We start from the raw sequence: 20729 nt of genomic DNA on the forward strand, positions 1-20729 counted from the left end.
TACGTCCTGCCCTGTCGGCGCACGTCCACACCGCGAGCGCGCGCATTGCACGGCCTGGCGCGCTTTCAGGAGCGTCCCCGGCGGCGCCGCTCAGCCCCTGGCGCTGCACGCGCTGCACGCGATGGCACGCGCACGCGCACGCCGAGACCAGATTTGTAATGTTGCAAACATCATCGAACGTGGGACGCTCCGGGCGCCGGGCGTGCTGCCGGGGAGGGAAGGGCGGCCGATTCGGGTCGCTCCGTGCCGCGGGGCTTGCCGCTCGACAGCGAGGGGGCGCGTGTTCTCGTTCGTCTTGCCGATGTGGGACTCCGACGTGACGGCGCGGGCGGCGCTGGAGCAGAGCGTGGCGTCGAACGTCGGGGACGTGGGCTCGGGAGCGCTGATGGCTGGCGTCGTTGGCTCGCTCGAGGGCTCTCTCCGGGGCGAGGTGTCTCGTTATGGAGTGAGCGTCGATGGAAGCTACGAGCGGGTATTTCAGGTCTCGCTCGACCCGGCTCGACTCACGCCCTCCGACAGCGCCTCGGCGCGGCTCGGCGGGGGAGCGGGCTGGGCGCTCTCGCCGCTCGCGGATCTCTCCATGGCCGCGGCCGGCTACCTCGCGACGCGCCTCGGCGTGCGCGCCGACGACGCGCTCGCCGCGCGCGATCCGTTCCTGTCCGGCGATCGCCTGCAATACACGCTCTCCGCCGCGCCGGCCCTCTCCATCACGGCGTCGCGGCGCTCCTCGGTGCGCGTCGGCGTCGGCTACGAGCAGGCGGGCGCGCTCTCGGCGGACGACCCTGCCGCGGTCGGGATCGACGCGCACACGGGGCGCGCCGAGGTGAGCACCTCGTTCGACCTCGGCGCGCAGGACACGCTCACACCCGAGCTCCGGTACGAGGTCACCCGGTACCATCACGCGCTGCTCGACACCGATCTCACGCGCGGCGCGGCCCGCGTCCACGCCGGCGCCGCGCTCCTCTCCGAGTCTCACGAGCTCACGCGGAACCTCTCGACGCGCGTCGCCGGCGGCGTGACCGTCGCGAGCCCGCCTCCGGTGCTGTCGTCGCGCGACGCCGTGATCTCGCCGGCGGCGCGGCTCGGGCTCACCTACGTGGAGGAGCGCTATCGGCTGACGGCGGGTTATGCCTATTCCTACACGTCGCTCGGGCCGAGGATCGGATTCGGACACGAGCACGAGGCGTCCCTCGAAGCGAGCTTTCGGCCCGCCCGGGGCGGCGCGACCCGCGACCTCATCGTGACCGGGGTCGCCCGCTTCTCGACCGGCAGCGCCCCCGTCGCCGCCAATCCGCCGCTCCACCTCACCCCCGGCGCGGCGGCGCCCTCGAGGGAAGGGTCGCTGTCCACGACCACCGCGCTCGCGGGCGCGGAGATCTCCTATCCCCTCTGGCGCGGGCTCGCGCTGAGCGGCGGCGTCGATCTGGAGTACATGCGCGCCGCGCTCGATCCGGCGCCGAGCGCAGGTGAGGCCGGCGGCTCGCTGAGGAGCATCGTCAGCGCCGGGATCTCGGGGACGCTATCGACGGATCGACACCGGACGCTCCGCCGCGATCCCGACGGCGCATGGGACGACGAGCGCCGCGGCGCGATGATCCAGGGGATGCCCTCCGGCCGCTGGCAGGCGCCCGAGCCAGGCCGCGAGCCCGACGGCGGCGGCGACACCTCCGGCGAGGCCCCACCCGCGCGCGCCGCGCAAGCCGGGCCGCGCGCGACGCGCGACGCGCGATAAGCCCCCGCGACACGCCAATCGCTCCCCCGCAGGAGGCGGCGCGCCCACCCGCGCGACGGCTCAGCCGCCGGAGAGCCGGCGAGACGACCGTGCACCGGGCGGCGCGCGCGTGGCTGGCGTGGCGCGTGGCGCGTGGCGCGTGGCGCGTGGCGGCTCAGCCTCGGTCCACGTGACGCTAAGGACTCGACGTAGGCAATCCGTCGATGGCGTTCTCGCGCCGCGACTCCCCACGACAGGTCGCACGTCATCGCCGCGACCCGGCCGCAAAAGCCCCAATTTCGCCGGGCCCGGCCTCGCGCGCGGCGGCTCAGTCCGCCGTCATGAAATGAGATTCGTCGGAGGCATCTGGCGATCTGCCCCGGTCTGCTCTAGTGTAGGTTCAACTACAACCGTAGGTGCCCCGTCAGAGGCGACGCGCCGTGATGTGCGACCGCCCGGGGCCGACGAGTGGAGGGACGATGCTGGAGCTGTTCCGGTCGCCGCGCCGGGCGATGGTGTGGTTTGTCGAGGCCAGCCTGCTCTCGCTCCTGGTGTGCTGCGCGCCGGGCGTGCTCGTGGGCTGGGAGCACATGCTCGATGGGGAGCGCTTCGGACGGACAGCGAGCATCTCGTTGGTTGCGCTGGTGTCGCTCTACTATCACGGCCTCTACGGGCCCGAGCCTCCCAGAGCACGGGCGCTGGTCCTGACGACGTTCCGGGCGCTCGGCCTGGCGGCGGCCGTGCTGTGGCTCGCGTTCTGGCTCGTGCCGGACGCGGAGATCAGCGACCGGGTGATCCTGACGTCGCTCGGGGCGGCGGCGCTCGTGCTCCCCGCGTGGCGCGCGGCGTGTGATCGGGTGATGAGGAGCGAGAGCTTCTCCAAGCGCGCGGTCGTGCTGGGCTCAGGCGAGCTCGCCCGCTCGTGCGCGGCCCTCATCCGGAAGGATGGACAGGTCCTCGGGCTGCGCCTCGCCGGCCGGCTCGTCCGAGACGAGGAGCCGATCGACGAGGCCGAGATCGCGGGGAGGTACCGTGACCTCCGCCGCCTCGTCGAGCAGCGCGGCGTCGCGGTGGTGATCGTGGCGACGTCCGATCGCCGCGCCGCCTTCCCGCTGGAAGAGCTGCTCGATCTGAAGCTCCGCGGCGTCGAGATCGAGGAGGGTATGGATTTCTACGAGCGCGTGACCGGCAAGATCTGCGTGCGCGAGCTGAAGCCGAGCCAGATCATCTTCTCTCACGGGTTCAGCGTGCGGCGGCGGACGCGGATCGCGAAGCGGATCTTCGACGTCGCGTGCGCGACCGCCGGGCTCGTCCTCGCGCTTCCGCTGATGGCGCTCACGGCCGCCCTCGTGAAGCTCGACTCCAGGGGGCCGGCGCTCTATTCGCAGATCCGGACAGGCGCTCTCGGGAAGCCGTTCAGGATCCACAAGTTCCGCTCGATGAGGACCGACGCCGAGAAGGACGGGGCGGCGTGGGCGACGGAGAACGATCCGCGCGTGACCCGCGTCGGGCGCTTCATCCGGAAGACGCGCCTCGACGAGCTGCCGCAGCTCTGGAATGTGCTCGTCGGCGAGATGAGCATGGTGGGCCCGCGGCCCGAGCGCCCCGAGTTCATCGCCGCTCTGGAGAAGCAAATCCCCTTCTTCCGGCAGCGGCTCTTCGTGAAGCCGGGAGTGACGGGGCACGCACAGGTGCGCTGCCGTTACGGCGCGTCCGCCGAGGACGCGCTGGAGAAGCTCCAGTATGATCTCTATTATATGAAGAGCTTCTCGCTCTGGTTCGATATCTCCATCCTCATCGACACCGTGAAGGTCGTGCTCTGGCGCATCGGCGCACGGTGAATCGTCCGGCCGCCGCGCCGTGCAATGGCTGCGCTCTTTACCGCCGGGCTCGGTGGCGCGCCCTCTGCAGAGCACGCGCGAGAGATCGGCGGGCGTCGGTCTCCGGGGGGTTCGTCGATGAAGACGTGGATGAGGGCGAGCGTCGTGAGCTCGGTGCTTCTGGTCCAGGGCTGCGCGGAGCTCGACCCGGCGCCGGGAGAGAGCGTCGCCGTCGCGGCGAGCAGCCTGAACGTCTCGGCCTTCCGCTTCATGGAAGGCGGAGAGCTGCCGTATGTGCTCGGCTTCTCGCCCGAGACCGGCCAGATCCTCGGCGGCGCGCACCAGCTCCTCATCCCTCGAACCGGCGGCCGCGAGGCGCTCGACGGCGCCAACCTGCCCTCGCACCTGCACCCCGAGCTCCGGGGCTCCCTGCTCCAGCTCAACTCGACGCTCCGGGAAGGCGAGGCGCAGTCGACCGCGTTCGCCTCGAACTGGTGGCCACAGCGGCAGAACGGCATCGCCGATCGCTGGAACTCGGCCAACAAGAACTACTCCGACCGGATCTCCGACCCGGACAACATCTCTCCCGTCGAGAAATACGATGTCCTGTTCCACTCGGGGCAGATGGAGACGCTCGGGGCCATCGCCTCGTGGAGCATGGATGACCTCAGGAGGCCTCCCTACCTGCGCAATCCTCCGTATATCCAGCCGACGGTGGTCGTGGCCGGCCCGGCCACGCGCTGGGAGCTACAGCATCACGGGCTCTACCAGGGTGTCTACCCGGAGTACTGGTGGGGGCACTGCAACGGGTGGTCGGCCTACGTCGCCGCCGAGGGGGCCGGGCCGCGCCGCGACGTCCGGGTGAAGCTCTCCGGCGCGAAGGTGACCGAGTGCGCCGCGGCGGAGACCGGCTGCGTCCTGTTCCGCATGGCGGACATCGAGGCGCTGATGAGCGAGCTCTACTTCAGCGACTCGGTGACCTTCTCGGGGCGCCGCTGCGAGACGCGGGCGGATCGGACGATGCGCGACGTCTACGGCAGGCCCGTCGACCCCGCCTGCCGCGACCTGAACCCGGCCACGATGCACGTGGCCATGACCGGGCTGCTCGGGGTCGGAGCAAAGCCGCTCCACGGCGACTCGACCCAGCGACAGAAGCTCATGTTCATCGTCGACCACACCTGGGACGTCGAGGTGTGGAGCTTCCCCGTGAAGCAGTTCTCGATCGATGTCATCGAGGAGGTGGACGTCCGGCAGGCCGCGCGGCTCCTGTGCGGCGGCGCGTATGCGGGCGCCGACTGCTACAATTACAGGTTCAACCCGGGCGCGACGCGCTTCGTCCGCGTCGCCGCGCGCTTCTGGATGATCTCCGACTCGGTCACCGGCGAGACGCTGCTCACGCCGCCCGAGCAGCGCACCGTGCCGCTCTCCGTGTCGGAGCTGCATTACGTGCTGGAGCTCGACGAGAACCTCACCATCCTGGGCGGCGAGTGGATCAAGAACCCCTCGATCGTGAACGGGGTCAACGGCAAGGAGCTCCACCCGGACTATCTCTGGATCCCGGTCCGGGCCCAGGGCACGGGCGAGGACGCCGATGATCTCGGGGGCGCCGAGGACAACCCCTACATCTCGTACGCCAAGGTCAAGGCGCTGCTCACGCTCTCGCAGCGCGGCGACTGAGGCGCGCTGCGCGCCACGTGCGCCACGCCTGAAGCGCCCGGCCTGTCAGAAGTGCGACGGCGGACGGCGGCGCGGCGGCGATTCAAGAAGCGTTGGCGGGGTGGACGGGACTCGAACCCGCGGCCTCCGGCGTGACAGGCCGGCGTTATAACCAACTTAACTACCACCCCAGACGTCAGGGATACGATCGCTCAGCGAGCGCCGAGCCAGCTCGGCTTTGCTTCCCATGAGCAAGCTCGCCATGAGCCAACCTCCTCGCCTGGCATGCACCGAGCGATGCAAGCCAACCGAGGGAGGCTCAGGCGAGCATCGACTCTGATGACAGGGAAGAAAGCTGGCGGGGTGGACGGGACTCGAACCCGCGGCCTCCGGCGTGACAGGCCGGCGTTATAACCAACTTAACTACCACCCCAGACTGACATCACTACAGATCACCCAGGCCCCTGAACCCAGGAAGTGGGCGGGACAGGGGTCGAACCTGCGACCATCGGCTTGTAAGGCCGACGCTCTGCCGCTGAGCTACCCGCCCCGTCGGAGAGGTGCGCGACTGTACTCGCCGAACGGAGTCCGTCAAGATTTATTTCTCGCGGCCTCCGTCCCTGGCTGATCGAGCCCGCGCCTGCCCCTGGATCTCCGTGGCGTTCGCCACGCGCCGCCCGCCGTCGCGCGGGCCCGCCCCCGGTCTCCGCCCTCGCGATCCGTGCCGCGCCGCGCCCGCGCTTCGCGTCGCTCGTTTGCTGCGACGGCAAGCGCTGTCACGAACGCGCCTGGCAGACGTGCGAACAGAGCTGTTGGACCGTGTGACAACCTGACTCATCGACACACTTCCAGCGTAAAATTCCCATGTGTCCGCGCTACGCTGTGCGTCAGCGGCGCCAGCCGCGTGGTCGCGTAGTGGAGGAGCAAGCAACGTATGGCGGAGAAGATCGGCATCCTCGTCGGCTGGGAACAGTCGTTCCCTCAGGCCTTCCTCGAGAGGTGCAACAAGATTCCGGGCGTCCGGGCGGAGATCGCGAAGCTCGGCGGGACACCCGAGCGGTTCGAGAGCCCGTACCGGGTGCTCATCGACCGGATCAGCCAGGAGGTGAAGCACTACCGCTTCTACCTGAAGGCCGCCGCGCTCGGCGGGGCGTACGTGATCAACGACCCGTTCTGGTGGAGCGCGGATGACAAGTTCTTCGGCTACTCGCTGGCGTCGCAGATCGGCATCGCGACGCCGCGCACCGTCATGCTGCCCCAGCGCGACTACATCCCGGCGATCGTCAAGGAACGCAGCCTCCGCAACCTCGAGTATCCGCTCAACTGGGAGGCGATCATCGACTACGTGCGCTTCCCGGCCATCCTCAAGCCCGCGGACGGCGGCGGGTGGAAGGACGTGTCGGTGGTGCGCAGCCAGGAGGAGCTGCTCGCCGCCTACAACGCCTCGGGGCAGAACGTCATGACCCTGCAGGAGTTCATCGACTTCGACGACTACGTCCGCTGCATCTGCGTCGGGAAGGATCGCGTCCTCCCGATCCAGTACGACCCCAGGGCGATCGGCCCCACGGGGCTCCGCGGCTGCTACGTGCAGCACGAGAACGAGCGGTGGCTCCCGAAGGCGCTGCACGACCGCGTCATCGAGGACGCGATCAAGATCAACAAGGCGCTCGGCTACGACATGAACTCGATCGAGTTCGCGATCCGCGATGGCGTCCCGTACGCGATCGATTTCACGAACCCGGCGCCGGACATGCACATCGAGCACCTGCGGGAGCGGTACTTCAACATCGCCGTCGACTGGATGGTCGCGTTCGCCGTGGAGTGCTCGAGGGGCGACCGGCGGACGAGGGACGGCTACGCGTGGTCGAGGCTCGTCCGGCCCTCCGTGGGCAAGGTCCGGCTCGGGGCCTCGTCATGACCGACGTCGAGGGGCTCCTCGACGGCCAGTTCACGCTGGGCATCGAGGAGGAGTTCCAGATCGTCGACGCGGAGACGCGCGAGCTGCGGTCGTACGTGAGCCAGCTGCTCGAGGGGGGGCCGGGCCACGAGCTCTTGCGCGGCCGGGCCCGCCCGGAGATGCACCAGTCGGTCGTGGAGACGGGCACCGGGGTCTGCCGGGACATCCGGCAGGCGAGGGGAGAGCTCGTCGAGCTGCGCGGCAGCCTGAACGCGCTCGCGCGGCGAGGGGGGATGCGGATCGTCGCGGCCGGGACGCACCCGTTCAGCGACTGGAAGAAGCAGGACATCACCGACGGCGAGCGCTACCGGTGCATCGTGGAGGACCTGCAGGACGTCGCCCGCGCCAACCTCATCTTCGGGCTGCACGTCCACGTCGGCGTCAAGGACCGCGAGGTGGCGATGGCCCTCGCGAACCAGGTCCGCTACTTCCTGCCGCACATCCTCGCGCTCTCCACGAGCTCGCCGTTCTGGCTCGGCCGCCCCTCGGGGCTGAAGAGCACGCGCAGCGAGATCTTCAAGCGCTTCCCGCGCACCGGGATCCCGGGGCTCTTCGAGTCGTACGGCCACTTCCAGCGCTTCGTCGATCTGCTCGTGAAGACGGGCTGCATCGACAACGCGAAGAAGATCTGGTGGGACGTCCGCCCGCACCCGTTCTTCGACACGGTCGAGGTGAGGATCTGCGACATGACCACGCGCCTCGACGACACCGTGGCGCTGGCCGCGCTCGTCCAGGCCGTCATGGGCAAGCTCTACCTCCTCTACCGGCGCAACCTCGGGTTCCGCGAGTACCGGCAGGAGCTCATCGAGGAGAACAAGTGGCGCGCCGTGCGCTACGGCCTCGACGGGCAGCTCATCGACTTCGGGAAGCAGGAGCAGGTCCCCGTCCGCCACCTCGTGGGCGAGCTCCTCGAGTTCGTGCAGGAGTCGGCGGAGATCTTCGGATCGCAGGGCGAGCTCGAGCGGATCCGGAGGATCCTCCACGAAGGGACGAGCGCGGATCGCCAGCTCGCGGTCTACGCCAGGACGAAGAGCTTCCACGCCGTGGTCGACGACCTGATCGAGCAGTCGAGCCTGGGCCTGTAAGAGCTGCCCGGCGGCGGAGGACGCCGTGGGCGCCGTGGGGAGGCCGCGCGCCGGGAGGAGCCCTCCTCCCGGCCGCGGGGCGGGGGCGGCGGGGAGGGCAGGGTGCACCGAGAGGCGGCCGCCGGCCGAGGCGCGCCTCCGTGCGAGAATTTCTGCTCGCGCTCCGGCTCTGCTACCGTGCGGCCGTGGGAAACGCTCCGCATCGCTGCGTCGCAGCTCTCTCGGTGGGCTGGCTGCTCGCGCTGTCCGTCACCGCGGGCGCCGCGGGTTGCGCGTCGACCGAGTACGTCAACGAAGGTCCTGGGCAGCCGACGCCGCGGGCCTCCGGCTCGCTGCCTCCCGGATCGGTGGGCGTCTGCAAGCAGCCGTTCACCAAGCGGCCGCCCATCGTGAGCGAGGAGCTCTGGGCGCACGCGAAGCCGTGCACGTCGCGCACGCCGCCCTCGACCATCCGGCTCGGCTACGCGAAGGACGGCTCCGCGGGCGCCGATCCGGAGACGGAGCAGCTGGTCGAGAAGGTGCTGGCGGCGCTCGCCGAAGGGACGAAGCCCGACGGCGGGAACAACCAGGTCACGGGCGCGATCCGCGCGGTCCGATCCTACGCGGCGAGGAAGGACGAGCTGCGCGCCCGGATCGCGCGGGACTCGGCCTCGGATCAGGCGTGCGACGTGACCTACCTGCTCAACACGATGTCCGCCGCGCGGGGCAAGCTGTCCGGAGGCGACGCCTGCACCGCGGAGGTGTTCGACCCGGAGACGCGCGCCGACGCGTGCCTCTTCGACACGAAGCGGCCCGAGGGGCTCTGGCTGTCGAGCGGCTGGTCCTGCATGACGTTCACCGGGGCGCTCGGGAACGAGGCGTCCTGCCATCAGCTCTGCGGTTACGACGACTACTGCGCGCGGCAGGTGTACTGCGCCGCAGGCGACGTCAACCTGCTGCTCTGCGCGCTCGGCGTCTGCCTGCCGGAGCCGTCCGCCGGCATCAAGTGACGGCCGCGCGGAGCTAGTCCGCGCTAGTCCGCGAGGAGCGCGCTCAGCCGCTCGAGGACGCCGCGGAGCAGCTCGCGCGCGCCGCGAAGGAGCGCGCGCACGTCGCGAAGGGCGTCGTGGACCTCGCCGGGCACGGGCAGGAGGCCCGCGCGGGCGGCGAGCGCCGCCCCCGAGACGAGCAGCAGGACCACGACCAGGGCCAGGAAGATGCGGCGGGGCCACCGCCGCCGTCGGCGGGGCGCCGGCGTCATCAGGGCCGGAGGCGCGGACTTGACCGGCAGCTTGCGGCTGGAGGGCGGCGGGAAGGAGGACTTGGGCGGCGGCTCGTCGAGGGAGACGGGGAGGATGCCGGCGAACGTGGCGGGCAGCGGCGTGTTCCCGGCGGGCGGCCGCTTGCTGCTGCGCGGCTCGCCTCGCCGCCCGGACGTGGCGCGGAGCTCCCCCCGCGCCGACAAGCGGCTGTCCGCGAGCTGGATCGCCGTCGCGAGCTTCTTCCGGCGCTCGGTCACGGCGTCCCCGAGCGTCTCGCGGACGAAGCGGCCGACGTCGCCCTCCGTGACCGGGGTGCCGAGAGAGATCGCGATCTGGTCGAGCGTTCGCTGGAACGACGCGCAGTCGCTCCAGCGGTCCGCCGGATCCTTGGCCAGCGCGCGCTCGATCGCCAGCGCGAGATCGAAGGGGATGTCCGGCACGAGCTCGCGGATGGGGACGGGGGCGAAGCGAATGATGTTCTCCATCGTCTTCGCGTCGGTCTTGCCGCGGAACGGGTGGTAGCCGCTGAGGGTCGTGTAGAGGAGGACCCCGAGCGAGAAGATGTCGGCGCGCCGATCGACCTTGCCCGACGTGAGCTGCTCCGGCGAGAGGTACGGGATCTTGCCCTTGAGCTGGCCGGCGACGTGCGTCTCGTGCAGGCGGCCCGTGGCCTTGGCGACGCCGAAGTCGACGATCTTCACGATGCCGTCGAACGACACCATCACGTTCTGCGGGGAGATGTCGCGGTGCACGAGGTCGACGAGCCTGCCCTCGTCGTCGCGCAGCTCGTGCGCGGCGTGCAGGCCGGCGCAGATGCTCGAGGCGATGCGCAGGAGGATCGGCAGGGGGACGCCGCCGGTCGATTTCACCTGCTTGTTCAGCGAGGCGATCGTGTCGCCGTCGACCCACTCCATGACGATGTAGAGCACGCCGTTCTCGTCGCCGAGCTCGACGATCTCGACCGCGTGGGGGTGCCGGATGCGGGACGCGAGCCGCGCCTCGTCGAGGAACATGGCCTCGAAGGCCGGGTCGTCGCCGAACTCCGGCAGCATCGTCTTGATGGCGACGATCTTCTGGAAGCCGCGGGATCCCACGAGGCGCGCCGCCCAGACGGCCGCCATCCCTCCACGGGCGACCGGCATGAGGAGCTCGTAGCGGCCCAGCGTGTCTCCAGGCTTGAGGTCCGACAGGATCTGCACGCGGTGGTCCTACTAGATGGGGAGGCGGAGTTTGGAGGGGTAGGGCTCGAGTGCCACCGTTACGTTCGTGGAGGCCCGTAGCCTCGACGTCTGCCGGAGCGACGCAGCGCCATCGCGCCTGCACGTCACGAAGGAGGTCCCGCAAAGCCAGGGTGCCACGAAGCGTATACCGACCTCAAGCTCGGGGGCGAAGGCGCCTCGGAGGGACGCATCGCAGCGGAGGGTAGGCGAGCGCGGCCCGAAGATGAGGACGCGGCGAGCGCGGCCGGGGCGATCGACGTGGCGCGCGAGGAGATCGGAACGGATGCGAACCGAGGGGAACCGAGGGGAACCGAGCGCGGCGAAAGGGAATGATTCGTTGCGTGTAAAGACGCGTGTAAAAGTGCGCGCAAAGGTGCGAAAAGTGCGCCAGCTCGCGTTGAAGACGCGGGCGCTGGAGTCGTGATACACGGTGAGCGACCTGCTCGACGAGGCCTCATGGAAGCCAATTTGCGCCCGATCCCACCGCCTCACGACGAAGACAACGAAGACGTGCACTGGGCGCTGTCGACCGCGACCGCGCTGTGGGGGCGCGGGGAGCGCGACGAGGCCCTGAAATGGCTGCGCCGCGCCGCGGAGCAGGCCTCGGATGCCAACGCCGACCTGCGCGCCCTCGAGCTCTTCAAGGCCGCCGCGGAGGTGGCGCAGAAGATCGCGGCGCTCGATGCGGATACGGCCACGGCCTCGCAGCCCACGACCGCGAGCGCGCCGCCGAATACGGCCGCGAGCGCGCCTCCCCAGGCGTCCGGCGCGCCTCCCGCGACGGCGAGCGCGGCGCCGCCCAGGCCGAGCGCGCCGGGGGCATTGGCGCGACCGTCGCACCCGCCGGGCGTGGACGCAGGACGAGCCGAGCGCGGCGGCGCGGGCACGAGCGCGCCGCCCGCCGCGATGCGGGCGCCTTCGGTCCGCGCGCCCGCCGGCGATGCGCCGACAGGGCCGATCCCGTCCGCGGCGGCGATGTTCCGCGACGGCGCCGTGCCCAGGCCCGCGGCGGGGCCGGGCCGGCCGGCGTCGGTGGTGCCGGGGCGCGCCCCTGCGCCGGTGAGCGCAGCGGCCCTGCGCGAGGTGACCCCGACCCAGCTGTCGCCCGCGGCGCGCACGCCGAGCCACGCGCCAGGGCTCCCGGCGCGCCCTGCCGCGGCGACGAAGACCGGCGCCCCGCCGGGGGCGGCCGGATCGCCTGGCCACGCTGTCCCGGCGAACCCGCGTGCGATCACCGGCTTCGCGGCGTCGCCCCACGGGAGGGTGTCGTCGACCACCGCGGTGACCGAGGAGGTCCCGGCGGTCAAGCTCCCGGCCGCGGGGGCGCTCGCTGGCCAGGAGCCGGGGCAGGGCGCGTCGGACGCCGCGCGCGAGAGTGCCAGCGGGGAGCAGCTGCCGGCCGACGCGGATCCTCCGGCCGATCAGCGCGCGACGGTGCCGACGCCGACGGCCATGGCCGCGGCGTTGGCGCGGCGGCCGGCGGTCCCGCTCGGCGCGGGCTCTTCGCAGGAGGCGACCGAGCGGCGCCCGGGGCTCTGGCCGAGCTCGGACGATGAGGGCACCGCGCGCCGCCCCCTGACCCCGCAGGAGCAGCGGGTGCTGATGGAACTCCGGATCGAGGATCTGGACGAGGAGACGCCGATGCTCGCCCTGGAGCAGCTGGCGGGCGACGGCAAGCCGCCCGCGGCCGCACCGGAGGCGGACCACGCGTCCGACGACCGCGCCGACTGGACCGAGGCCGAGCCGGATGAAGCCGACGCCGGCATCGCCTCTGCGGATCATCAGGGCGACCCGACCTTGGCGGGGGAGCCCTCGGACGCGGTGCAGGGGCAGCGCGCGGAAGATGCGGCGTCCTGGTCGCAGGGAGACGCCACGGACGATCGTGGGGGCTCGTCGGAGGACTCGTCGTGGAGCGATCCGCCGTACGAAGGGGAATGGCAGGCGCCACCGCCGCGGCTGCCCGCGTCGCAGATCGAGCCGCTGCCGGCGCTGCGGATCGCGGTGATCGGCATCTCGAGCGCCGGGGAGCTCCGGCTCGTGCCGATGGACGGAAGGAACGCTCCGCCCCGGGGCGCGGCGCTCGGGATCCTCGTCCCGCTGAGCCCCGGGGACGGCGAGACGATCGCGCGGCTGCTCCAGCTGCGCAGCTGAGCTGCGCGGCGCCGCGGGGACACGTTCGGCAAGAAGTGGGGCATCCCGCGCATCGACGGTAGCCTCGGGGGATGCATGACGAACGGACAGCCCCGAAGCGGATCCGCGTGACAGGACTGCAGGAGGCCCAGCTGCCGGCGCTCGTAGCGCTGGAGCAGGCCTGTACGGCGACGCAGCGCGAGGCTGGCCCTGGGGCGGCGGAGATCGAGGCGCGGACGCTCGCCGATCTCGCCGCGCTGACGCGGCGACACGACGTGCGCGTGGCGGAGGCGGACGACGAGGTAGCCGGCTACCTGGCGTGGCGCGACGAGGCGCCCGGGGTCGCAGTCCTGGAGGAGCTCTCGGTGCACCCGGACCACCAGCGAGGCGGCATCGGGACGCGGCTGCTCGCGGACCTCCAGGATCGAGCGCGCGACCTCGGCATGGAGCAGGTCGTGGTGCGCTCCAGGGCGAAGGCGAGCTGGGCCCAGGCTTTCTACGAGAAGAAGGGCTTCCAGCCGCTCGGCGAGGGCGCGCCGGCGAAGGTCCGCGCGTGGTGGAGCGAGCAGGAAGCCTCCGGGAGCCCGCCGGCCCGAGCCGGCGAGGTCATCCTGTGGGCGGCCATCCCGCCGCAACGCCCTGAAGCGCTGGACGAGGGCGACGGGGGCGACGAGCGCAGCGAGAGCTGAGCCCGGCCGGGCGGACCGTTCGCTCGGGGCCGTCGTGTGCCGGGGTTCGCCTGGCTGCGCCCGCGCCAGCCGTGGGGCCCGGAAAACCGACCGGCGGCGCGAGTTGACATAATGTTTCTTATGCGATCCAATGCAGGTGCGGCCGGCAGGGGAGCTCGGCTCGATTTCACGAGCAAATCCATGCACCTGAGGGCCGATCGGGCCGCATCCCGCGGCGGTCGCGATCGCCGCAACCTGGGTCGGCTGCACCGCAACCTGGGTCGGTCGGCCTCGCCCGCGGCAACCTGGGTCGGCTGCACCGCAACCTGGGTCGGTCGGTCGGCCTCGCCCGCGGCAACCTGGGTCGGCCGCACCGGTCGCCGCAACCTGGGTCGGTCGGCCTCGCCCACGGACGGTCGGCCGCCACCCCTGGCTCTGCCCGCCACGAGACCTGGCCGGATGCACCACGGAGCCCCGCAACGCGCCTCAAGGCGTCGTCCGCAACGCCGAGCGCGCCCTTCGGCCCGCCAGCATCGAGCCGCCGCGCCTCAATCTGTACGTGTGTTCAGCCCTTCGGAACCGGGGGCGTCTCGACGTCGAGGCTCAGCAGCGAGCCGCCGTTCGTCAGGACGAACGCGCGCCGGCCGTACGCCGCCGGCGTCATCGCGATGCCGCCGCCGGTCTCGATGCCGTCGATCACGGCCCCGTCCAGCGGAGAGAACAGGAAGATCCCGTAGCGCGTGGTCGTCACCAGCAGCGCCCCCGAGAACGGCACGGGGGCCGAGATGCCGCCGTCAGGCAGGTCCCGGCGCCAGATCGTGCGGCCATCCTCCGGATCGAGCGCCCACAGGCCGGTCATGCCGGAGGACGCAAGCAGCACCTTCCGCGCGGGCACGATCGGACCGCCTCCGCTCCGAGGCTGGTGCGCAGGCTGCTCCCACAGGAGGAGCTCGGTCACGCCGACCGCCGCCTCGTTCATCCAGGCCCGGGTCCCGTTCTCTGCGTCGAGCGCGAAGACCCCGCCCGCGTAACCCGCCACGAAGACCACATCGCCCGAGGCGATCTTCCCGAGGACCGGCGTGGTGTCCGTGTCGAGGTACTTCGGCGTCTGGCCGCCCGCGCTCTGCTCGGCCTCGGCAGCCAGGTCGACGAGCGCCCACTGCTCGGACCCGTCCTTGAGGTCGTAGGCCATCACGACCCCGTCCGAGAACGCGGTGTAGACCTTGTCCCGGCCGAGCGCCGGCCCCGCGTGCCCGGAGATCTCCATCCCGCCCGCCGGCGTCCTGTGCTGGTGCCAGCGCATCGCCCCCGTCGCCGCGTCGAGCGCGATCAGCGTGTCGTTCGAGTTCGTCACGTAGAGCACGCCGTCGCGCAACACCGGCCGCCGCGCGACCCTCGCGTTGGTCATGAAGCGGTAGAGCAGCGCGCCATCGGACGCGCGCACCTTGTAGAGCGCGCCATCGTCCGAGCCGAAATAGACCGTGTCCGACGCGGCGTCGTAGAGCGGCTCGCACTGCACCGGGCCGAGCGTCTCGAAGCGCCAGAGGACGTCGCTCGTGTCCGCGCGCAGCGCGTACAGCCCGTGATCGCTCGATCCGACGAAGACACGCCGGTGCGCCACGTCGATCTCGGGGCGGCCGCGCTCGTAGGCCTCGCCGACCTTGCGCGTCTCGGCGGTGAGCTCGCGGCGCATGGTGATGCCGAGGGCGCCGCCCGGGTGGTGGAGCCAGAGCGGCGCGTCGGGCGCCGCTGCGACGCCCAGGTTGCCGCAGCCGCTCAGCGACGCGAGCCCCAGCCAGACGAGCGCGACGCCCGCTGCGCGGCTATTGCGGCGCATCGCCCGCCTTCTTCTCCGCGTTCTCACGCGCCCGGCGGAGCAGCTGCTCGATCTCCTCCGGCGTCATCGACTGGCCCTTCGGACCGCCGAACGCGGCGCGGGGCGGCACGGCGGCCGGATCGATCTTGCGCAGCATCTCCTCGACGACCGCCTCGAGGAACTGGAACGGGCGGCCCTCCGTCGACGGCGCCTGGAGCTTCTCGTGCGCGCTCTTCAGCAGCTCCTTCGCCTTGTCGGTGTCGCCCTTGGCCAGGTGGAGCCGCGCCTGGTGGTACAGCGCGAGCTCCTTGTAGCCCTTCATGTCGATCGCCTCGAGCTCCTTGAACGACGCGAGCGCGCCGTCGAGATCACCCTTGCCCTCCCGGGCGAAGGCGATGCCCTCGATGGCGCGCCCCTTCACGTCGGGATCGGCCCCGGCCAGCGGCGACGAGACCACGACGCTGTACGCGTCCAGCGCGTGCGCGTAGTCCTTCTTGTCGAGCAGCACCCCGGCCTGCCCGAGCTTCGCCAGCGTCGCCGCCCCGGTGCCGGCGTGCTCGTCGATGACCTTGTTGTACTCGGCGAGCGCGGTGGCCGATCGCTCGTCCGCGGTCTTGAAGGTCCTCGTGACGTCGAGCTCCTTCTCCTCCTCGGTGCGCGTGTCCTCGGCGAGCACCCTGCCCCGGTCCGCGGCGACGGCCGAGACGAGCGCCGACGAAGAGACGGCGTCCTTCTTCTCGGCCCGCGACAGGTAGAACAGCACGCCGCCGGTCGCGACGATCGCCGCCAGCGCGCCCCACTGGAGGATGTGGAAGTTCGCCTTGATCCACCGGCCAGCGCCGCTGCTCATCCGGCTGAGCGCGTCCTCGACCATCTCGCCCGGCAACAGCTGGACCGGGCGGCGCCCCTCGGCCTGCTCCCTGCGGCGAGCGAGCAGCTCCTTCGCGCGGGCGTTCTTGTCCTTGGGCAGCTCCTCGCCGGTCGCCTTCTTCTTGCGACGGCGCGTGGTGGCCTCGTCGCGGCGGCGGGCCGCGCGGTTCGGCGCCGCCTCGGCCGCCTCTTCGCCCGCCGCCTCCGGCGCGGGAGCCTCCTCCGCCTCACCGACGCCGAGCGCCTCGGCCACGCGCTGCGCGGCCTCGCCGTCGCCGTCGTCGCCGCCGGCGTCCTTCACCGGAGCGCCGCGCGGCGGCCTCGCCGGGGCCGCCTCCGCGGCCCCGTCCTCGTCGCCATCGCTCCGCGTGGCGACATCGCCGTCGCTCCGCGCGGATTTCTCTTCGGCCTGCTCTCGGTCCTTGTCCGACACGCGGCGGACTCTAGTCTCGCGGCCTGCGGCGTCAATCTGGCCGGTGAGCGGCGGGCGCTTCGTCGTCCGAGCGCGGCGGCGCCCCGGCCTCCTCGGGCGACCAGGGCGCAGGCGGCGGGGGCGGGATCTCGTCGCTGAGCGGGACGACGGCGCACGCGGACACCTCGACGTTCTGGGTCGCGTACACCACGAAATCGCCGTAATTGCCGGCCTGAGCGCCCGCCGCGGGCGGCAGCGTCGCGAACGCCTCGGTCGGCTCGCTCCCCGGCGGGATCGCGAGCGTGACCGCGCGCTCCGGATCGAGCTCCGGCGCGCTGGCCGGGACGAGCGACGCGCCGTCCCGCTTCGGCGGGCGCCAGCCACGCGTGGGCCTGCCGAACCGCACCTCGCCGGCGCGGCCGTCGTCGGTCCGCGCGCGGCAGAGGACGCGCACGCCCTTGCCGTTGCCGGCCTTCGGGATCACGACGCCGAGGCCCACCCCGCTCTTCGCGAAGCGGCGCAGGCGGCCGAGATCGCGCTCGCGCGGCCCGCCGAGCAGGTCGAGGATGTCGGCCCGGAGCGCGAACCCGAGCCCCCCCGGCAGCGGATCGGGCGTGCCGAGCATGCGCAAGAGCGGCGCCCGGAGCTCGGGTCCGGCGCCGAGCTTCACGAGGGCCTCCGCGATCGCGACCCGCGCGGTCTGGTACGGCTCCTGGCTCAGCCGCTCCGCGAGCGCCGGCCGCGCGGCGTCCTCGCCGATCGCCGCGAGCGCGGCCGCGGCGTACGGGCGGAGCCGCACGTCGCCGAGCGCCGCGATGAGCGGCGGCAGCGCCGCCTTCACCCGGATCTTGGCGAGCGCGTCCACGATCTCGCGCGCCCGCTCGAACGAGGTCACCTCGCCCGCGTCGGCGCCGCCGTCCTGCTCGGGGCCGCGGACCACGTGCCGCAGCCACGCCACGAGCACGTCGTCGCCGCGGCGATCGCCCGACTCCGCCAGCGCGAGCGCCGCGAGGCGCCGCCACTTGCGATCGCGATCGACGACGAGATCACGGGTGAGCGGCGCGCCCTCGCCGAGCCGCGTGAGCGAGAGCGCCGCCCAGCGCCGCACCTCGTCGTCCTCGTCGCGCACGAGCGCGAGGCGCAGCGAGGGCGCCGCCTCGGAGCGGCGCAGATCGAACAGCACCTCGCCCGCCTTGCGCCGGATGGCCACGTCCGCGTCGTCGAGCAGCGCCGCGACCTCGACGACCGCGTCGGCGTCGCCCGCGATGCCGCGGCGGAGCGCGTCGGGCCAGCCCTTGCCCTCCTGCCGGAGGCCGCGGACCTCGTAGCGCCCGTGCGACGCCTCGATCGCGCGCAGCTCCGACCGCATCGCGCCGAGCTCCGCCGGGCGCAGCGCGGAGATGTCTTCCTGCTGGCGCGGATCGGTCGCCACGTCGTAGAGCGCGCACGCGCCGATCTTGCGCGCGCAGACGAGCCGCAGCGTGCCCTTCGCGAGCAGCGTCTGCGTGTCCGTCTCGGCGAACGCGAAGCCCGGGAGCGAGGGCGGCCCGCCCGGCGGGGCCGCCTTGCCCTGCTCCGCCGCCTCGTCGCCGGAGGCGAGCAGCGGCCCGAGGTCGGCGCCGCGCACGCGCGCCGGCCTCGGGATGCCGAGCCCCGCGAGCACCGTCGGCAGGAGATCGACGAGCTGCACGGGCGCCCGGACCACGCGCGGCGAGAGCAGGCCGGGCGCGCTCACGACGAGCGGCACGCGCGCCTGCTCCTCGTACACGGTCGTGCCGTGATAGCGACCGCCGTGCTCGCCGAACTCCTCGCCGTGATCGGCGGTGACGATCACGACGGCGTCCGGGCGCCCCTTGCGGACCTCGTCCACGATCGCGCCCACCCCCGCGTCCGCCACGGCGATCTCCGCGTCGTAGCGGTCGATGTCGCGGTCGCCGAGCGGGTGCTCCGGGTGCGCCTCGTACGGCTCGTGCGGCTCGAAGAGGTGCACCCACATGAACGCGCGCTGCTCCGGCCCGAGCCCGGCGAGGTAGCTCCGCACCTGCTCCAGCCGGAGCTGGGCGCTCGCGAACTCGATCTTCCGGTACTCGAAGTCGAGCGCCCGGTCGCGCAGCGCGCCGAAGCGCTCGCCGTCGATGAAGAACACCGCCGGCGGATAGAAGCCCGCCGTCTTGTAGCCGTAGCGGCGGAGGTGCTGCGCGAAGGTCTCGGAGTCGTCCCCGAGCCCTTGCAGCACGAGCGGGCGGATGTACTTGCCCGTCATGAGCGACGACACCGCGTACGACGTGTGCGGCGTCGGCGTGTACGCCGCGTCGAAGCGCACGCCCTCGGCCGCGAGGCGATCGAGGTTCGGGGTGATCTTCCTGTCGTAGCCGTACGCCCCCACGTGGTCGGCGCGCAGGGCGTCGACGCTGATCAGCACGACGTCGCGCCCCCGCAGATCGATGGCGTGCCCGCTCGCGCGCTCGTCGAGCGGCGCGGCGTCGAGCGGCTCGGGCGGCGACAGCACGGCGGCGAGCTCGACCACGTGGCCGAGCAGCGGGCCGTGCGTCGCGTAGATCAGCCGGATGTTGTCCGCCGACGCGAGCCTGTTCGCGGCGCCGGGCGCGAGCGCCGCGCCGAACGCGAAGAGGACGAGCGCGAGCGCCGCGCGCACCAGCCTGGGCGAGCGCCGCCCGTGCAGGTCCTCCAGGCGCGCCGCGCCGGCAGGCAGCGCCGGCGTCGCGAAGGTCGCCGCCGCGAGGGTGAGCGCCGCGAGCCCCAGGTGGAAGGCGGCGTAGAGGCGCGGCAAGACGCGCACGTTCGCGACCTCGAGCAGGACGATCGCGCAGATCGCCGCGAGGAGGAGCCACCTGCCGGAGGCCGCGGCGCGCGCTCGCTTCAGGGCGCGCGCGGCGCGCGGCGCCGCAGCGAACGTCGCCGCGGCGGCGACGAGCGCGAGCGCCGCGATGAAGGGCGCGCGCCGGCCGCCCTCGAGCATGCGCCCCGTCGAGACCCCGAAGGCCACCACGCCGCCGAACGCGCCCGCGATCAGCGCGGCCGCGGCGCGGAACGCCTTGCGCTCGGCGCGCATGACGATCTCGAGCACCGCGCCGAGGACGGCGGCGCACGGCGCCGCGGCCGAGAGCGCGAGCGGCAAGAGGTCGCGCAGGGCGCGGCCGAGCTCGTAGGGCCCGAGGAGCTCTCGCCACCGCCACACGCCGACGACCAGGAGCTCGGCGAGCGCGAGCGCCGCGATCGCGAGGTAGGCGTCCGCCATGCGCCACCCGATCTCCGTCTCCAGCTTCCTCGGAGGCGCGTCGGAGCTCCCGCTCGGGAAGGTGGCGCGGCTCGGCGCGGGCGCCGGGGTGGACGGGCGCGCCGGCCCGGCGTGCGGGCGCGGCGCCGCCGGGGCCCGGTGGCCGGCCGGCCCCGGCACGACGCCGGCGATCCCCTCCCCGGCGGCCGTCGTGTCAGGCCGGCTCCCCAGGAGGGGCCGCCCGGAGGGCGCGGGCCCCCCAGGAGGCCGGCTGGCGCCCCCATGGCCCCGCGGGCGCATCGGAGCGGCCCCGTTGCGCTCGGTCATGCGTAGGAGACTTCGAGGATCTCGTACGTGCGCGGCCCGGCGGGCATGTTCACGCGGACCTCCTCGCCGACCTCATGGCCGAGCAGCGCGCGCGCGAGCGGCGAGGCGATGGAGATGCGCCCGACCTTGAGATCGGCCTCCTCGGGGCCGACGATCTGGAAGCTCTGCTCCTCGTCCGTGTCCACGTTCGCGAGCTTGACCTTGGCGCCGAACTGGACCTTGCTGCCGCTCAGCTTCGACGGATCGATCACCTCGGCGCGCGAGAGCGTCTGCTCGAGGTAGCTGATGCGGGCGACGATCATGCCCTGCCGCTCCTTGGCGGCGTGGTACTCGGCGTTCTCGGAGAGATCGCCGTGCTCCCGGGCCGTCCCGATGTCCTTGACGACCTGCGGCAGGTCGATCTCTTTCAGCCGTCGCATCTCTTCGCGGAGCCGCACTTGCCCCTCGGGCGTCATCGGTACTTTCTCGGACATGGTGGGACGCTTTTAGCATGGCTCCCGGCCGGGAGACGACGGCCCTGGGCGCGCCGATCGCCCGAGGCGCCGGGCGCCCGGACCGCAGCGCGTGCCCCCGCCGCC

General features: G+C 72.5%; 13 protein-coding genes and 3 tRNA genes. 8 read left to right on the top strand and 8 right to left on the bottom strand.

All coding sequences use genetic code 11. The annotated features are described in order from the left end of the window. Positions 1–280 precede the first annotated feature (280 nt). From WME95_RS20305 to WME95_RS20315, 3 genes are all read left to right on the top strand, one after another. Positions 281–1732: a hypothetical protein gene (locus WME95_RS20305; protein ID WP_437910012.1), complete on the top strand. Its 1452-nt coding sequence runs from the start codon at positions 281–283 to the stop codon at positions 1730–1732. A gap of 422 nt (positions 1733–2154) precedes the next feature. After that, positions 2155–3552, top strand: a complete 1398-nt coding sequence (locus WME95_RS20310) for a sugar transferase (protein WP_437911005.1) — start codon at positions 2155–2157, stop codon at positions 3550–3552. A gap of 144 nt (positions 3553–3696) precedes the next feature. Next, positions 3697–5208: a hypothetical protein gene (locus WME95_RS20315; RefSeq protein ID WP_437910013.1), complete on the top strand. Its 1512-nt coding sequence runs from the start codon at positions 3697–3699 to the stop codon at positions 5206–5208. A gap of 93 nt (positions 5209–5301) precedes the next feature. Here WME95_RS20315 and WME95_RS20320 read toward each other — a convergent pair. The 3 genes from WME95_RS20320 to WME95_RS20330 all read right to left on the bottom strand — a co-directional run bounded on the left by WME95_RS20320 (position 5302) and on the right by WME95_RS20330 (position 5737). Next, positions 5302–5378: transfer RNA gene (locus tag WME95_RS20320), tRNA-Asp, on the bottom strand. A gap of 165 nt (positions 5379–5543) precedes the next feature. After that, a tRNA-Asp gene (locus WME95_RS20325) sits at positions 5544–5620 on the bottom strand. Between the two features lie 45 nt (positions 5621–5665). Further along, positions 5666–5737: transfer RNA gene (locus WME95_RS20330), tRNA-Val, on the bottom strand. Positions 5738–6121: 384 nt separating this feature from the next. Between WME95_RS20330 and WME95_RS20335 the strand changes: the two genes are divergently transcribed. The 3 genes from WME95_RS20335 to WME95_RS20345 all read left to right on the top strand — a co-directional run bounded on the left by WME95_RS20335 (position 6122) and on the right by WME95_RS20345 (position 9218). After that, a complete protein-coding gene (locus WME95_RS20335; protein ID WP_437910015.1) occupies positions 6122–7105 on the top strand; it encodes an ATP-grasp domain-containing protein in 984 nt (327 codons plus the stop codon). Continuing rightward, the gene (locus tag WME95_RS20340; RefSeq protein ID WP_437553898.1) at positions 7102–8229 is read left to right on the top strand and encodes a carboxylate-amine ligase; all 1128 of its coding nucleotides are present in this window, start codon (positions 7102–7104) and stop codon (positions 8227–8229) included. The genes WME95_RS20335 and WME95_RS20340 overlap by 4 nt, the downstream gene beginning before the upstream one ends. Before the next feature lie 140 nt (positions 8230–8369). Further along, on the top strand, positions 8370–9218 hold the full coding sequence (locus WME95_RS20345; RefSeq protein WP_437910017.1) for a hypothetical protein: 849 nt from the start codon (positions 8370–8372) through the stop codon (positions 9216–9218). 23 nt (positions 9219–9241) lie between these two features. Here the strand turns inward: WME95_RS20345 and WME95_RS20350 are convergent, their stop codons facing one another. Beyond that, positions 9242–10669, bottom strand: a complete 1428-nt coding sequence (locus WME95_RS20350) for a serine/threonine protein kinase (protein ID WP_437553900.1) — start codon at positions 10667–10669, stop codon at positions 9242–9244. A gap of 477 nt (positions 10670–11146) precedes the next feature. Here WME95_RS20350 and WME95_RS20355 point away from each other — a divergent pair, with 477 nt between their 5' ends. Together WME95_RS20355 and WME95_RS20360 are read left to right on the top strand one after the other, a co-directional pair. Next, positions 11147–12841 (top strand): hypothetical protein, encoded by a 1695-nt coding sequence (locus tag WME95_RS20355; RefSeq protein ID WP_437910019.1) that lies wholly within the window; start codon positions 11147–11149, stop codon positions 12839–12841. A 107-nt stretch (positions 12842–12948) separates the two neighbouring features. Further along, positions 12949–13509 (top strand): GNAT family N-acetyltransferase, encoded by a 561-nt coding sequence (locus WME95_RS20360; RefSeq protein WP_437910021.1) that lies wholly within the window; start codon positions 12949–12951, stop codon positions 13507–13509. Between the two features lie 544 nt (positions 13510–14053). Here the strand turns inward: WME95_RS20360 and WME95_RS20365 are convergent. From WME95_RS20365 to greA, 4 genes are read right to left on the bottom strand one after another with little or no spacing between them, the layout of a single operon-like run. After that, a complete protein-coding gene (locus WME95_RS20365; protein WP_437553906.1) occupies positions 14054–15325 on the bottom strand; it encodes an outer membrane protein assembly factor BamB family protein in 1272 nt (423 codons plus the stop codon). After that, on the bottom strand, positions 15312–16607 hold the full coding sequence (locus tag WME95_RS20370; RefSeq protein WP_437910024.1) for a hypothetical protein: 1296 nt from the start codon (positions 16605–16607) through the stop codon (positions 15312–15314). Before WME95_RS20370 ends, WME95_RS20365 begins: the two co-directional genes overlap by 14 nt. Before the next feature lie 31 nt (positions 16608–16638). Then, positions 16639–20151 carry a sulfatase-like hydrolase/transferase gene (locus tag WME95_RS20375; RefSeq protein WP_437910026.1) on the bottom strand — a complete coding sequence of 1171 codons (3513 nt, stop codon included), beginning with the start codon at positions 20149–20151 and terminating at the stop codon, positions 16639–16641. Then, entirely contained in the window at positions 20148–20624 is a 477-nt protein-coding gene (gene greA / locus WME95_RS20380; protein ID WP_437718555.1) for a transcription elongation factor GreA, read from the bottom strand. The genes WME95_RS20375 and greA overlap by 4 nt, the downstream gene beginning before the upstream one ends. Positions 20625–20729 lie beyond the last annotated feature (105 nt).

It is taken from the genome of Sorangium sp. So ce327 (assembly GCF_051530205.1).
In the GTDB taxonomy this organism is placed as follows: Bacteria; Myxococcota_A; Polyangia; order Polyangiales; family Polyangiaceae; genus Sorangium; species Sorangium cellulosum_B.